The sequence below is a fragment of the Armatimonadota bacterium genome (assembly GCA_031459765.1).
In the GTDB taxonomy this organism is placed as follows: domain Bacteria; phylum Sysuimicrobiota; class Sysuimicrobiia; order Sysuimicrobiales; family Kaftiobacteriaceae; genus Kaftiobacterium; species Kaftiobacterium secundum.
The window spans coordinates 1-14,499 of sequence record JAVKHY010000022.1; the positions used below are offsets into that span (position 1 = coordinate 1).

Here is a 14,499-nt window from a genome sequence, read left to right on the forward strand (position 1 = left end):
CGCGCCGCCCTCTACCTCCAGGACAAGCACCCGATCCGCGACGGCATCCGCTACGCGCAGTACGCGGAAGCCCGCGGGTTCGAGGCCGTCTGGCAGGCCGAGTCGCGGCTGGTGCGGGAGGCCACCGTGCCCATGGCGGCCTACGCCGCGCACACCGAGCGCCTGCGCATCGGTTCGGGGGTGGTCAACACCTGGACGCGCAACGTGGGGCTGCTGGCCGCGACCTTTGTCACCCTGGACGACTTGGCGCCGGGCCGGATCATCCTCGGCCTGGGGGCCTGGTGGGATCCCCTGGCCCGCAAGGTGGGCATCGTCCGGACCAACCCCCTGCAGTGCATGCGCGAGACCGTGGAAGCCTGCCGCCGGCTGTTCACCCTGCGGGAGGTCACCTACCACGGCCGGTTCGTGCACCTGGACGGGGTGCGTATCGACGTGGTGCACGGGGATACCGCCCCGCGGCGCATCCCCATCTATATCGGGGCCACGGGACCGAAGATGCTGGAGCTGGCCGGCGAGATCGCCGACGGCGTCCTGCTGAACTACATGGTGTCGCCGAAGTACAATGATGATGCGCTGGAGCGGATCGCCGCCGGGGCCCGTCGGGCCGGGCGGCGGCTGGAGGAGATCGACCGGCCCCAGCTGGTGGTCTGCTCGGTGGACCGCGACCGCAGCCGGGCGCTGGATGCGGCGCGCCTCCTGCTGACCCAGTACCTGGGCCAGCAGCCGCATATCATGAAGGCCTCGGGCGTGGCGCCGGCGCTGATCGAGAAGATCAACGAGATCGTTCACTGGCCGGCTACCCACGAGGAGATTCTGCGGGCCTCCCGGTACGTGCCCGACGAGGTCGTCCAGATGGTGAGTGCCGCCGGGACACCGGAGGAGTGCCGGGCGAAAGTCGCCGAGTACCTCGCCCACGGGGCGACCTGTCCCGTGCTGTACCCGCTGGGCGACGACGTGGAGCTGATGATCGACACCTTCAGGGCGGCATGAGCGAGCGGATCACCTTCACCGTCAACGGCCGGCCGGTGACCGTCGAGGCCGATCCCGACGAAACCCTCCTGGACGTGCTCCGGGAGCGGCTCGGGATCACCTCGCCGAAGGACGGCTGCCAGCCGGAAGGGTACTGCGGCTGCTGTACGGTGCTGGTGGACGGGCATGCCCGCGTGGCCTGCTCCCAGCCGGCGGCGGCCTTCGCCGGGAAGTCCATCCTCACGCTGGAGGGACTGGACGCCCGGCAGCGCGAGGCCTTCGCCCTGGCCTTCGCCGCCACCGGCGCCTCGCAGTGCGGCTTCTGTTCCCCCGGGATCGTGGTGAAGGCCGCGGCGCAGCTGGCGAAGGAGCCCCATCCGTCCCGGGAACAGGTCGCCCGCTGGCTGGCCGCCCACCTCTGTCGCTGCACGGGCTATGTCAAGATCATCGACGCCATCCTGCTGGCCGCCCGCATTCTGGCGGGGGAGGAACGCCCCGTCCTGCAGTGGGAGGGGCGGCTCGGCTCCCGGGCGCCGCGCTACGAGGCCCAGGCCTTGGCCCTGGGGGAGAAGCCCTTCGTCAACGATCTGACCGTGCCGGAGATGCTGCACGGCGCGCTGCGCTTTTCCGACCATCCCCGGGCCGTGGTGAAGAAGATCGATGTCTCGAGAGCCGCCGCCATGCCGGGCGTGGTCAGAATCGTGCTCGCCGGGGACGTTCCCGGCGAGCGCCATGTGGGCTGCATCTACAACGACTGGCCCCTCTTCATCGCCGAAGGCGAAACCACCCGGTACGTGGGCGATGTGCTGGCTGCGGTGGTGGCCGCCACCCGGCGTCAGGCGCGGGCCGCGGCGGCGGCGATCGAGGTGGAGTACGAGGTGCTGGAACCGGTGACCGACCCCGAGGAGGCGCTGCGGCCCGACGCTCCCCGGGTGCACGAGCACGGCAACCTCCTCAAGACGTGGCGGATCAAGCGTGGGAACGTGGACGAGGCGCTGGCCCGCTCGGCCCACGTCGTCACCGAGACCTTTCAGACCCAGTTCATCGAACACGCCTTCCTCGAACCCGAGTCCGCGCTGGCCTTCGACACGCCCGAGGGCATGCGCGTCTTCTCGGGCGGGCAGGGCATCTGGGACGACCGGCGCCAGATTGCCCGGCTCCTGGGCGAGCCGGAGGGGCGCGTGCGGGTGACGCTGGTCAGCAACGGGGGCGCCTTCGGGGGGAAGGAGGACCTCGGCATCACCGGCCATGCCGCGGTGCTGGCCCGGCTGACGGGGAAACCCGTCAGGCTCACGCTGTCCCGCGCGGAGTCCATCCGCATGCACCCGAAGCGCCATCCCCTGCGGATGACCTACACCGTGGGGTGCGATGGGCGCGGGCGCCTCACCGCGGTGCGGGCGCGCATCATCGGCGACACCGGAGCCTACGCCAGCGTCGGCGACAAGGTGCTGCAGCGGGCCTGCGGCCACTCCTGCAGCGCCTACGACGTGCCCCACGTGGACGTCGAGGCCTACTGCGTGTATACCAACAACCCGCCGGCCGGGGCGATGCGCGGCTTCGGCAGCCACCAGGCCAACTTCGCCATGGAAGGCATGATGGACCGCCTGGCGGAGAAGGTCGGGATCGACGGCTGGGAGATTCGCTGGATCAACGCCCTGGAGCCCGGCGGCACCTTCGCCACGGGGCAGGTCCTGGGGCCCGGCGTCGGGCTGAAGCAGTGCCTCTTGGCGGTCAGGGACGTCTACCGAAACGCCCGCTATGCCGGGATCGCCTGCGCCGTCAAGAACGTCGGGGTGGGCAACGGACTGCCCGAGTACGGATTCGCCTCACTCCAGATCCGCCCGGACGGGACCATCCTGCTGCGCCACTCCTGGACGGAGATGGGGCAGGGCGTGCACACCGTCCTGCAGCAGGTCGTCTGCGAGGAACTGGCCTCCTATGGCGTCGACCTCTGCAGGGTGGAGGTCTCCGTGGACACCGAGCGGGAGTTCGGCACCGGGCAGACCACGGCCTCCCGCGCCACCTTCCTGGGAGGCCTGGCCGTGCGGCGTGCCTGCGAACAGCTGAAGGCCCGGCTGGACGGCGGCGACCTGCGGGCGCTGGCCGGCCAGGAGTTCACGGGCGAAGTGGCCTTCACACTCACCCAGGCCATGGACGACCCCCACCTGCAGCGCTCCCACATCTGTTACGGGTGGGCGGCCCAGGTGGTCATCCTGGATGAGACGGGCCGCATCGCGAAGGTCGTCGCCGCCCACGACGTGGGCAGGGTGATGAACCGCAACCTCCTGGAGGGACAGATCGAGGGCGCGGTGCACATGGGGCTGGGACACGCACTCACCGAGGAGTTCGTCGTCCGGGGCGGGTATATCGAGACGCCGACGCTGAAGTCCCAGGGGATCATCCCCGCCGCCGGCATGCCGCCCGTGGAGTGCATCTTCATCGAAGAGCCCCAGCCGGAAGGTCCCTACGGCGCGAAAGGGGTCGGGGAGATCGGGCTCGTCCCCACGGCAAGCGCCGTGGCCGGCGCCGTCCGCGCCTTCGACGGCCGCTGGCGGAACCGGCTGCCGATGAAGGACACCCCGGCGGCCCGCGCCGCCAACCCGAAGGCGGTAAGTCCGCGCGCCGTGCTCCGGGCCGGGGCGCAGGGCGCGGGGGCAGGGCCGGGCCGGCATCCCGCCGCCCCGTGAACTGGCTCCTGGAAGGCGGGCTCCTCGTCGATCCGGCCGGCGGCCGGGTGGAGGCCGGGACCCTCGCCGTCGCCGCCGGCCGCATCGCGCCCGCGGGCGCCGAGGGTCTCCGGGTGGACGTCTCCGGCTGCCTGGTCCTACCCGGCAACGTCTGCGCCCATCACCACCTGTACTCCGCCCTGGCCCGCGGGATGCCCGGGCCCGCTGAGCCGCCGCGGAGCTTCCCGGAGATCCTGGAGCGCATCTGGTGGCGTCTGGACCGGGCCCTGGATCCGGAGAGCATCAGGCTGTCGGCGTTGCTCGGCGCGGTGGAGGCGGCGAAGGCCGGCACGACCTCGCTCATCGATCACCACGCCTCACCCGAGGCCATCGACGGCTCCCTGGACCTTGTCGCCGACGCCGTGGCCGAGGCCGGGGTGCGCGGGGTGGTCTGCTATGAGGTCACCGACCGTCACGGCGCCGACCGCGGCCGGCAGGGGATCGCCGAGAACGTGCGGTTCCTGCGGGAGAACCGGCGGGACCTCGTCCGCGGGATGATGGGCGCCCACGCCTCCTTCACCCTCGGCCCGCGGACGCTGGAGCGCCTGGTGGAAGAGGCGCGGACGCGGCGGGTGCCGATCCACATTCACCTGGCCGAGGATCAGTGCGACGAACAGGACGCCCTGGAGCGCTACGGGCTGCGGACGGCGCACCGGCTGGCCCGGGCCGGGGCCCTGGGCGAAGGGGATCTGGTGGCCCACGGTGTTCACCTGGACGAGGAGGAACAGCGCCTGGTGCGCGAGATCGGCGCCTGGCTGATCCACAATCCCCGCTCGAACATGAACAACGGGGTGGGATACGCCCCGGTCCTGCGCATGGGGTCCCGGGTGGCGCTGGGCACGGACGGCATCGACGGCGACATGTTCAGCGAAACCCGGGCCTGTTACCTAAAGGCGCGGGAAGCGTCGCGGGAGGTCGGCCCCGGGTTCGCCGTGGAGCGCCTGACCGCCGGGGCGGTCCTTGCCGGCGCCCTCTTCGGGGAGCCGCTCCTCGGCACGCTGCGGCCGGGCGCCCCGGCCGATCTGGTCGTGCTCGACTACCGGCCGCCCACGCCGATGGCGGCGGCGAACGTCGCCGGACACTTCGTCTTCGCCTTCGGCGCGGCCGGGGTGCGGGACGTGATGGTCGCCGGCCGGTGGGTGGTGCGCGACCGGCGGCATCAACTGGTGGACGAGGCGGCCCTCGCCGCGCGGTGCCGCGAGGCCGCCCCGAGGCTGTGGCGGCGCATGGAGGCGTTCTGAAGGGAGGCACAGGCATGATGAGGAGGACCGCCCGGTCGGCGTTGACCGGCAGAGATTTCATCTCCACGGCGGACTGGACCAGGGAAGAGGTCGGCGTGGCGCTGGATGTGGCGGAAGAGCTCAAGGCCGCCTACAAAGCCGGGCGGCCGCACCGGCTCCTGCCCGACAAGACGCTGTTCATGATCTTTCTGGATCTCTCCACCCGCACGCGCAACGCCTTCGAGGCGGGGATGACGCAGTTGGGGGGGCACGCCCACTATATCGACGCCAACACCTCGCAGATCGCCCACGGGGAGTCGCCGCGCGACATGGGGATCATCCTTTCCTCCTACGGCCACGGCATTGCCATCCGCCACGACAAGATCCCCGGGCAGGGCAACGCCTACATGCGCGAGGTGGCGAACCACGCCACCGTCCCCGTGATCAACCTGCAGTGCGACGAAGACCATCCCACGCAGCAGCTCGCCGACCTGATGACCATCGAGGAGGTGTTCGGGACCCGGGACCTCTCCGGGATGCGGATCTGCGTCTCCTGGGCCTACTCGCCGTCCTACGCGAAACCGATGAGCGTGCCTCAGGGGCTGGCTCTGCTGCTGCCGCGGTTCGGGGCGGATCTGGTCATCGCCCGGCCTCCCGAGTACCGCCTGATGCCCCACGTGATGGAGCGGGCGCGCCGCCTGGCCGCGGAGGGCGGCGGGCGCATCACCGAGATCGAGGAGATGGACGAGGCCTTTCGGGGCGCCCAGGTCGTGTATCCCAAGTCCTGGGGGGCCGAGCACCTCTTCGGCAACGAACGCGAGGCGTTGGCCCTCAACGCGAAGTACACCTCCTGGATCTGCGACCGCCGGCGGATGGCGCTGGCCGCCAGGGATGCGATCTACATGCACTGTCTCCCCGCCGACCGCGGCTACGAGGTGACCGACGAGGTCATCGACGGCCCGCAGTCCGTGGTCTTCCAGCAGGCCGAGAACCGTCTGCACACCGCCAAGGCGCTGCTGGCGCTCACCATGGGAGGATTTGCCCGGCGCGGGGAGGAGCGCCGGAGAGCACGGACGCGCCGTCGCACAGGGTTTGCCCACCGGCGCTAGGGTGGGCGCGGGGCGCACCGGATCGGGCGGTGCGGGGCAATGTCCGGGTGGTCGCCGCTGCGGATCGGGTGTTGCGGATTTCCCCGGCGCCTCGAGATGTACGCGCGCGAGCTGCCCGTGGTGGAGGTGCAGCAGACCTTCTACCGGCCCCCACGGCCGGCGACGGCGGCGCGCTGGCGATCCCAGGTCCCGGAGGCCTTCGAGTTCACCCTGAAGGCCTGGCAGCTCATCACCCATCCGCCGACCAGCCCCACCTACCGCCGGCTGGGGCGCATCATCCCGGAGGCGCACCGGGACCGATACGGCGGGTTCGCTCCGACGGAGGAGGTCGCGGAGGCGTGGGCCCGGACGCGTGAGATCGCGCAGCTCCTGCGGGCGCGTCTTGTGCTCTTCCAGTGCCCGGCGAGTTTCACGCCGACCCCACAGCACGTCCGGCGGCTGCAGCGGTTCTTCGAACGCGCAGAGCGCGGAGGCCTCCGCTTCGCCTGGGAACCTCGGGGCCCCTGGCCGCCCGACCTGGTCCGCGGTCTCTGCCGCGACCTGGACCTCATCCACACGGTGGATCCGCTGGCGACGCGGGCGCTGTACGGCCGTCCCCGTTACTACCGGCTCCACGGGATCGGCGGATACCGCTACCGGTACACCGATGCCGACCTGCGGGCGCTGGCCGCCCGCTGCGCCGGCGAGACCTATGTCCTGTTCAACAACATCGCGATGTGGGAGGACGCCCGCCGGTTCGTCGCCCTCCTCTCAACGCGGCGCGCGCCGGGCGCCCCGCCTTCGCCGCGCCCGCCGCGGTGATCGTCCCGGGCCCTTGACAGCCCCGCCGCGGGGGGCAGAAACTGGACTCGGCACTTCCCATTTCCAAGGAGGGTCCCCGCATGCCGTATCCGTTCACGCTTCCCGATCTGGGCTATCCCTTCAACGCGCTGGAGCCCCACATCGACGCCCTGACCATGGAGATCCACCACGGCAAGCACCACGCCGCCTACGTGAACAACCTCAACGCGGCGCTGGAGAAGTACCCCGCCTTCCAGGGGAAGGAAGTCGAGGAGCTCCTCCGCACGCTGTCCGCACTGCCCCAGGAGATCCAGACCGCCGTCCGCAACAACGGCGGCGGCCACTACAACCACACCCTCTTCTGGCAGTGGATGACCCCCGGCGGAGCCCGGGAGCCCTCCGGCGCGCTGGCCCAGGCCATCGCGGCGGAGTTCGGTTCCGTGGACAAGTTCAAAGAGGCCCTGACCCAGGCCGGGATGACCCGGTTCGGCTCGGGGTGGGCCTGGCTGGCGATGGACAACGGCGGGAAGCTCAAGGTGCTCAGCACGGCCAACCAGGACAACCCCGTCATGGAAGGCCTCCTGCCCGTCCTGGGTGTGGACGTCTGGGAGCACGCCTACTACCTGAAGTACCAGAACCGCCGCGCCGACTACCTGAAGGCCTGGTGGAACGTGGTGAACTGGTCCCGGGTCGCCGAGACCTACGAACAGGCCCGGCAGCGCGCGGGGGTGAGGGCGGGCTAGACCCGCGCGGCCCGGGCGGCGGAGTCACGGCCCTGCAGGAACGCCTCCTGCAGGGCCGTCGCTGTCTGCGCAGGAATCGGCCACCGTGCCGCGACGTTCCTGACACCGGAACCCGGACGGAGGCGAAGAGAGGTCGGAGAGGAGTCGGGTCATGGAGCTGGGGATGATCGGGCTGGGGCGCATGGGCGGGAACATGGCCGAGCGCCTGCTGCGCGGAGGGCACCGCGTGGTGGGATACGCGCGCCGGCCGGAGGGGCTGGAGCGGATCCGGCGCCTGAATCTGGGGGCCGAGGGCGTGACGACGCTGCCCCTGCTGGCCGAGAAGCTGCGGCCTCCGCGCGCGGTCTGGCTGATGATCCCGGCCGGAGAGGCGGTAGATCGGATGCTGGACGGGCTGATCCCCGTGCTGGCCCCCGACGACATCGTCGTGGACGGAGGCAACTCCTACTACCGAGACACGCTGCGGCGGGCCGCCCGGCTGCGCCAGGCCGGCCTGCGCTTCCTGGACGTGGGGACGAGCGGTGGCGTCTGGGGGCTCACCGAAGGGTACAGCATGATGATCGGCGGGGAGCCGGAGGTCGTAGAGCTGCTGCGTCCGATTTTTGAGACCCTGGCCCCGGGCCGCGACCGCGGCTGGGGACGCGTCGGGCCCCACGGAGCCGGCCACTTCGTCAAGATGGTGCACAACGGGATCGAGTACGGCATGATGCAGGCCCTCGCGGAGGGTTTCGCCATCATGAAGCACAAAGAGGAGTTCCGCCTGGACCTCCACCAGGTGGCCGAGATCTGGCGCTACGGGAGCGTGGTGCGGTCCTGGCTGCTCGACCTCACGGCGCAGGCTCTGGCCGGCGACCAGGATCTCAAGGCGGTGGCCCCCCACGTCGCCGACTCCGGCGAAGGGCGGTGGACGGTGACCGAAGCCATCGATCTGGACGTCCCCGCTCCCGTGATCACCCTCGCCCTGCAGCAGCGCCTGCGCTCCCGCGATGAGTATTCCTTCGCCGACCGCCTGCTGGCGATGATGCGCTTCCAGTTCGGAGGGCACGAGTTCCGGCGGGAGCCGTCTTGAGGCCGGTCCATATCCGGCCGGACCTGGAGTCGCTCAGCGCCGCGGTCGCCGAGATCCTGGCCGCCCGGATCGCCGCTGCCGCCGCCCGGCAGGGCCGCTGCTCCTTCGTGCTCAGCGGCGGACGCACGCCCCGGCGTCTGTACGAGCTACTGCGCGACCGTTTCGCAGATCGAATCCCCTGGCCGCAGGTCGATCTCTTCTGGTCCGACGAACGGTATGTGCCCTACGACGATCCGCAGAGCAACTACCGCCTGGCGCGAGAGGCGCTGCTGGACGGCATCGCCATACCGGTCGGGAACGTCCATCCGATACCGACGCAGTACGCCGATCCCGCCGAGGCGGCGGAGGCCTACGAGGCCCTGATCCGCAGCTACTTCGGGACCCGCCCGCCCCGGTTTGACATCCTCCTGCTGGGCATGGCGGCCAACGGGCACGTCGCCTCTCTGTTCCCGGGCCATCCGGCGCTTTACGAGCGTCGGCGGTGGATCGTCGCCGCCACCGTGCCCGCCCATCCCCCGCGGCGTGTGACCATGACCTTTGCGCTTCTCAATAAAGCCGCGGAAGTGGTCTTTCTGGTGGCCGGAGCGGCGAAGGCGGACGCCGTGCGCCGCGCCCTGGCCCCGGGCACCACGGCCGACGAGATCCCCGCGGTCGGAGTCTCCCCCCGGTCGGGCGCGGTCACCTGGTGGCTCGACGCCGAGGCCGCCGCGAAACTCGGATCCGAAGTCCCCCGCGCCGACATTCCCTGACGGCCGTCCGATACCGACCAGCGGGCCTATCTCGACAGGTATGGGGCCTGGGCGTCGCCCTGGCCCACATCCGCCACATCCTGGCCGTACGTGACGAGGGGTCGGCGCCCTGCCGTCACGTGCAGAATCTGGTGGCGGCCAACATCGATCGGATCGAATCCCAGATCGCCGACCTGCAGGCGTTGCGCACGGACCTCCATCGGCTGCAGCGGGAGCTGAAGCGACGCCTTCCATCGGAGGCGCAGGCCGCCGTCGACTGCCCGTGCCTTGAGATCATCGCGCAGTTCCGCCGCGGGGCGCGCCGCCCCGGGAGGGCATAGGATGGACCAGGCTGATCTCGTCATCCTCGGCTCCGGATCGACGGCGTTTGCCGCCGCGCTGCGGGCGGCCGAGCTCGGGCACACGGCGATTATGACCGAGTCGCGCACTCTCGGCGGGACCTGCGTGAACCGCGGCTGCCTGCCGAGCAAGAACCTCATCGAGGCCGCCCGGATCTACTGGGAAGCGCAGCATCCCCGTTACCCCGGGCTGCGGCCGGCCGCCCTGGGGCTCGACTTCACCCGGTTGATCCGTCAGAAGGACGAGGTCGTCGAAGCGTACCGCGACAAGAAGTACGCGTCGATCGTCGCGGACGCCGAACGCATCCGGGTCATCGAGGGGCGGGCCGCCTTCGCCCCCGACGGTGCCGTCGACGTCAACGGGAGGCGCATCCGGGGGCGCCACTATCTGATTGCCACCGGCAGCCGCCCGGTGATCCCGGCGATCGAGGGGCTGGACGAGGTGCCGTATCTGACCTCCGATCTGCTCGCCTCCGGAGAAGAGGTCGAGTTGCGGGAACTCCCGCGGTCCCTCGTCATCGTGGGCGGGGGCTACATCGCCCTCGAGCTGGGACAGATGTTCCACCGCTTCGGCGCGCAGGTGACGATCCTGGAACGCGGCCCCCGCCTGCTCCGGGGCTTCGAGCCCGAGGCCGGTCTTGCGATCGCGGAGATCCTCCGCGAGGAAGGCGTGCGGGTCGAGACCGGCACGCCGGTGCGGCGCGTCCAGCGGGACGGCGAGGGTATCCTGGTGTCCGGCGACCGTGAGGGGACGCCGGTACGGTTCCGGGCGGAGCGGCTGCTGATCGCAGCCGGCCGCGCGCCCACTACGGATGCCCTCGGGCTCGAGCACGTCGGCGTGCGGCGCGACCCGGAAGGGTTCGTGATCGTCGACGCCTTCTTGCGCACCACCGCGTCCAACATCTGGGCCGCAGGCGACGTGATCGGCGGACACACCGGGGCTCAGCTGGCGACGCCGGTCGGCGCCCACGACGGCGGGATCGCCGCGCGGAACGCGCTCACGGGCGAACGGCGCGCGGTCGATCACACGGTGATTCCTCGCACCGACCCACCGATCGCCGCCGTGGGCCTCACCGATGAGGAAGCGAACAGGCGGGGACACCGCTGCCACTGCGGGACGATTCCCATGTCCGTCGTCCCGCGCGCCGGCGCCGTCCGGGATCCGCGCGGACTGATCAAGATGGTGCTGGATGGGGACACGAAGAAGGTGCTCGGCGTGACGATGGTCGGCCGCGAGGCGGGAGAAGTCATCCACGAGGCGGCGATGGCGCTGCGGTTCGGCGCCTCCGTGCACGATTTCATCGACATGGTGCACGTCTATCCGACGATGGCGGAGGCGCTGAAGATCGCCGCCCTGTCCTTCTTCAAGGATGTCGAGCGGCTCTCGTGCTGCGCGGAGTGAGGCGGCGCCGGCCCGTCGGCCTCAGGCCGGCGCATCCGTGGCGATGATCCCGGCCGCGACCTCGGCGAGGTCCCGCCCCACGATGTCCGGCGCGGGCTGGATTGGATCGAGCACCATGCCGGAGCGAGCGACGAATGCCGCCTTGCACCCGGCGCGCAGGGCCCCCGCCACATCCCAGGCATGCGCCGCCACGAGACGGACCTGGCCGACGGCCACGCCGAAGCGCTCTGCGGCCATGCGGTAGGGTTCGGGCGCCGGCTTGAGGCGCCGAACCTCCTCCGCGGAGAGGATCTGTTCGAACAGGCCGACGAGGCCACTGCTGCGCATCTGCGCCTCGGCGACGGCCCGGGTCGAGTTCGTCAACGTCCCAAGCCGGAACCCGGCGGATCGGAGCCGCTCCAGGCTCTCGTGCACCTCGGGGTGCGGCGGGAGCTCGCGAATCGCCCCAAGAATCCTCCGCCGGTCTTCCTCGCCGAGGGATCTTCCCAGCCGCTGCGCGACCATGTCGAGCGCGCCCCGCCCGATGGTCCCGAAGTCGGTGTACGGCCCCACGACGATGGTCACCAGAAAGTTCTGCACGAACTGTTGAAACCACTGAGGACGTACCGCGGCGTCGCCGAAGACCTGCAGGAAGAGCGGATCCATCGCCCGCAGGTCGAGCAGCGTCTCGTTCACGTCGAAGATGAGAACGGATCCGGACACGGTCGCCGCCCCTTCTCCACGCCGAGAGCCGCCGGGCGCCCGGGACGCCCCGGCGGCTCGCCTGCCGATGCTCTGCTACGCCTTCGGATGCGCCGTCCTGGCGTGCTTTTCCAGCTCGGTCTGGTTGGCCACCTGCAGACCGCACATCGGGCACCGGATCGGCTGGCCCCTCTCCTTCGACTGTTCCACGGTGCTCACCCCCTTCCCGCGCGAGGCGCCCATCCATGATGCCCCCGGCGACGGGGGTGCGCTGTAGGCGGGATTACAGTTGCGCTTCAGGCGCGGCCCGCGGGGTCCGTCGGGATCCCCTTGGTGCGACGGAGGAAGGGTTCGCCGACCACGAGGGCCAGCACGGCATTGGCCGCGGCCTTCAGCGCGTTGAAGGGAATGAGGATGGGGAGGAGCATGGCCTGCACACGGTCCGGAGACAGACCGAACTGCAGGTGGAGGATGACGAAGTTGGCGGGGATCATGATCAGCACCCGGGCGGCGGTGCCGGCCAGGGCCGACCCGAGCAACCGGGCCCCGAAGGACCCGCGGGTCCGGCGGAAGGTCCAGGCCGTCGCGGCCACGAAGGTCGCCGCCGCGATGAAGTCGGCCAGCGGTCCGAAGGGCCCGCGGGCCCGGAACACCAGGTAGAGGAGGTCTTTGACCAAAACGACGGCCACGCCCGCCCCGGGGCCGTAGACGACGCCGGCGAGCAGGGCCACCGCGTCGCTGGGGTCGTAACGCAGGTAGGGTGCCTGGGGCAGCACGGGAATCTGCAGCGTGGCCATGAGCAGAAAGGCCAGCGCACCCGCCACGCCGAGGAAGACCAGCTGCTGCGTGCTCATGGGTCCATTCTAGGTTGGCATCCGATCCGAGGGAATATCGCATTGCGGAATGGAGTAGTGATCGAGGAGAGCGTGGAGGAGAGGTCCCATGCCGAAATCGGTAGTGGTGTACACGCAGCCGGGCTGAGTGTTCTGCGGCAAGGTGAAGGAGTTCCTTCGCCAGAAAGGCATTGATTACGTCGAGAAGGACATCAGCCGGGACGAGCAGGCGCTCAACGAGCTCACCGATAAGGGCTTTTTCGCCACCCCGGTGACGGTGATCGACGGCGAGGCCGTGGTGGGGTTCAACCGGACCCGGCTCGAGCAGCTGTTGGGTATCTGATCCGCGAGGAGTCGGTAATGGCCGTTGACCGGGAGGAGATGCGCAGGATCCTGACCACGGCGAAAACGATCGCCGTGGTGGGGCTCTCCAACAATCCCGATCGGCCCAGTTATGAAGCGGCCAGCTACCTCAAAGCGGCTGGCTACCGCATCATTCCCGTCAACCCCACGATCAGCGAGGCGCTCGGGGAGAAGGCCTACGCCAGCCTGCGTGACATCCGCGAACCGGTAGATGTGGTGCAGATCTTCCGGCGGCCGGAGGAAGTGCCGCAGGTGGTAGACGACGCCATCGCCATCAAGGCGAAAGCGGTGTGGATGCAGCCGGGCGCGGAAAACGAAGCCGCGGCGGCCCGGGCCCGGGCCGCCGGGCTCCTGGTTGTGGTCGGCGCCTGCATGATGGTGGCCCACCGCCGGTTCGTGGGCTGACGGCGGGGCCCTGATGTCTTCGGCCACGGAGCGTGTCCTGGAGGCGTTGCAGGCCAGAGGCCTGGCGGCCGAGATCACAGAGTTTCCCCAGAGCACCCGCACCGCGGCGGAGGCGGCCGCCGCCGTGGGGACGAGCGTCGCGCAGATCGTGAAGTCTCTGGTGTTTCTGGCCGACGGACGGCCCGTGCTGGTGCTGGCCTCCGGCGCCAACCGCGTCGATCCGGTCAAACTGGCCGCGGCCTGCGGCGCCCACAGCGCGCGACGCGCCGACGCCGAGACCGTTCGGGCGGTCACCGGGTTCGCCATCGGCGGAGTCCCGCCGGTCGGGCACGCCACCCCGCTGCCCGTCATCCTGGATCGGGATCTGTTGCGCTACGAGGTGGTCTACGCCGCGGCCGGAACGCCCCACGCCGTCTTCCCCATCGCCCCGGACCGGCTGCGGGAGATCACCGGGGCCGCCGTCGCCGACATCAAGGAGACCTGAGCCGGGACTTTGCCGAGGGTTGGCACAGGCTTCACACAGGCGTGATATCGTGAAGCGAGCAATGATCGGAGACGACGGCGCAACCGGCCCGGCCGAACAGATCGCTCCGGCGCCGCCGCCCGGAGAAGAGCTTGATCTTCTGGAGGAGATGGGCCGGACCATCTTCGATGCCGCGTCCGCGCTCGTCGCCGCCCTCCACGGCAAAACCCCTGTCGAGGACGCCTGGCAGACCACCCGTGATCTCGAGCACAAGGGCGACGCGATTGCGCGCGACGTCTTCGAGCTGCTCATCTCCCCGCGGCCGGTGGCCCTGGACCGCGGGGCCCTGAAGGCCCTCACCGGCTACCTGGACGACGTCCTGGATGCCATCGAAGCCGCCGCGGCGCGCCTGACGATCTACCGCGTCCGTCGGGCGCTGCCCGTGGTGCGGGAGATGGGAGATGCGGTTTTGGAGTCGGCACAGGAGCTGCGGCAGGCCCTCCGCCTGCGTCACCTGGAGGACGTCTTCCCCCACGCGCGCGCCCTCCACCGCCTGGAGAACCGGGTGGACGACCTCCTCCGTGACGCCATCGAGCGGCTCTTCGCGGGGCGGATGAGCGCCAGGGACATCGTGAAGTGGAAAGACGTC

General features: G+C 70.5%; 17 protein-coding genes. 14 read left to right on the forward strand and 3 right to left on the reverse strand.

Features of this window, described 5'->3' with window-relative positions; translation table 11 throughout:
• The 10 genes from QN141_13810 to merA all read left to right on the forward strand — a co-directional run.
• A partial coding sequence (locus QN141_13810) for an LLM class flavin-dependent oxidoreductase (GenBank protein MDR7559554.1) occupies window positions 1–990 on the forward strand: 990 nt, incomplete at its 5' end.
• Window positions 987–3,656, forward strand: coding sequence for a selenium-dependent xanthine dehydrogenase (xdh, locus tag QN141_13815; GenBank protein MDR7559555.1), 2,670 nt, complete (start codon window positions 987–989; stop codon window positions 3,654–3,656). The genes QN141_13810 and xdh, both read left to right, overlap by 4 nt.
• Window positions 3,653–4,936: an amidohydrolase family protein gene (locus QN141_13820; protein MDR7559556.1), complete on the forward strand. Its 1,284-nt coding sequence runs from the start codon at window positions 3,653–3,655 to the stop codon at window positions 4,934–4,936. Before xdh ends, QN141_13820 begins: the two co-directional genes overlap by 4 nt.
• A gap of 14 nt (window positions 4,937–4,950) precedes the next feature.
• Window positions 4,951–6,024 (forward strand): ornithine carbamoyltransferase, encoded by a 1,074-nt coding sequence (locus QN141_13825; protein MDR7559557.1) that lies wholly within the window; start codon window positions 4,951–4,953, stop codon window positions 6,022–6,024.
• A 96-nt stretch (window positions 6,025–6,120) separates the two neighbouring features.
• Window positions 6,121–6,825 (forward strand): DUF72 domain-containing protein, encoded by a 705-nt coding sequence (locus QN141_13830; protein MDR7559558.1) that lies wholly within the window; start codon window positions 6,121–6,123, stop codon window positions 6,823–6,825.
• 80 nt (window positions 6,826–6,905) lie between these two features.
• Complete coding sequence (locus QN141_13835) at window positions 6,906–7,547, forward strand: superoxide dismutase (GenBank protein MDR7559559.1); 642 nt, start codon at window positions 6,906–6,908, stop codon at window positions 7,545–7,547.
• 151 nt (window positions 7,548–7,698) lie between these two features.
• The gene (gene gnd, locus QN141_13840) at window positions 7,699–8,616 is read left to right on the forward strand and encodes a decarboxylating 6-phosphogluconate dehydrogenase (GenBank protein ID MDR7559560.1); all 918 of its coding nucleotides are present in this window, start codon (window positions 7,699–7,701) and stop codon (window positions 8,614–8,616) included.
• Window positions 8,613–9,365 carry a 6-phosphogluconolactonase gene (pgl, locus tag QN141_13845; protein ID MDR7559561.1) on the forward strand — a complete coding sequence of 251 codons (753 nt, stop codon included), beginning with the start codon at window positions 8,613–8,615 and terminating at the stop codon, window positions 9,363–9,365. Before gnd ends, pgl begins: the two co-directional genes overlap by 4 nt.
• Complete coding sequence (locus QN141_13850) at window positions 9,302–9,685, forward strand: MerR family DNA-binding protein (GenBank protein ID MDR7559562.1); 384 nt, start codon at window positions 9,302–9,304, stop codon at window positions 9,683–9,685. Before pgl ends, QN141_13850 begins: the two co-directional genes overlap by 64 nt.
• Before the next feature lies 1 nt (window position 9,686).
• Window positions 9,687–11,105: a mercury(II) reductase gene (gene merA / locus QN141_13855; protein MDR7559563.1), complete on the forward strand. Its 1,419-nt coding sequence runs from the start codon at window positions 9,687–9,689 to the stop codon at window positions 11,103–11,105.
• A 21-nt stretch (window positions 11,106–11,126) separates the two neighbouring features.
• Here the strand turns inward: merA and QN141_13860 are convergent, their stop codons facing one another.
• From QN141_13860 to QN141_13870, 3 genes are all read right to left on the reverse strand, one after another.
• On the reverse strand, window positions 11,127–11,807 hold the full coding sequence (locus tag QN141_13860) for a haloacid dehalogenase type II (GenBank protein ID MDR7559564.1): 681 nt from the start codon (window positions 11,805–11,807) through the stop codon (window positions 11,127–11,129).
• 75 nt (window positions 11,808–11,882) lie between these two features.
• Window positions 11,883–12,029, reverse strand: coding sequence for a hypothetical protein (locus QN141_13865; GenBank protein MDR7559565.1), 147 nt, complete (start codon window positions 12,027–12,029; stop codon window positions 11,883–11,885).
• Window positions 12,030–12,082: 53 nt separating this feature from the next.
• Window positions 12,083–12,640 carry an ECF transporter S component gene (locus tag QN141_13870; protein MDR7559566.1) on the reverse strand — a complete coding sequence of 186 codons (558 nt, stop codon included), beginning with the start codon at window positions 12,638–12,640 and terminating at the stop codon, window positions 12,083–12,085.
• 142 nt (window positions 12,641–12,782) lie between these two features.
• Between QN141_13870 and QN141_13875 the strand changes: the two genes are divergently transcribed.
• The 4 genes from QN141_13875 to QN141_13890 all read left to right on the forward strand — a co-directional run.
• Window positions 12,783–12,962: a glutaredoxin family protein gene (locus QN141_13875; protein ID MDR7559567.1), complete on the forward strand. Its 180-nt coding sequence runs from the start codon at window positions 12,783–12,785 to the stop codon at window positions 12,960–12,962.
• A 17-nt stretch (window positions 12,963–12,979) separates the two neighbouring features.
• Complete coding sequence (locus tag QN141_13880; GenBank protein ID MDR7559568.1) at window positions 12,980–13,387, forward strand: CoA-binding protein; 408 nt, start codon at window positions 12,980–12,982, stop codon at window positions 13,385–13,387.
• Window positions 13,388–13,400: 13 nt separating this feature from the next.
• The gene (locus QN141_13885; GenBank protein ID MDR7559569.1) at window positions 13,401–13,871 is read left to right on the forward strand and encodes a YbaK/EbsC family protein; all 471 of its coding nucleotides are present in this window, start codon (window positions 13,401–13,403) and stop codon (window positions 13,869–13,871) included.
• A 49-nt stretch (window positions 13,872–13,920) separates the two neighbouring features.
• On the forward strand, window positions 13,921–14,499 hold a 579-nt coding region (locus tag QN141_13890; GenBank protein ID MDR7559570.1), incomplete at its 3' end, for a DUF47 family protein.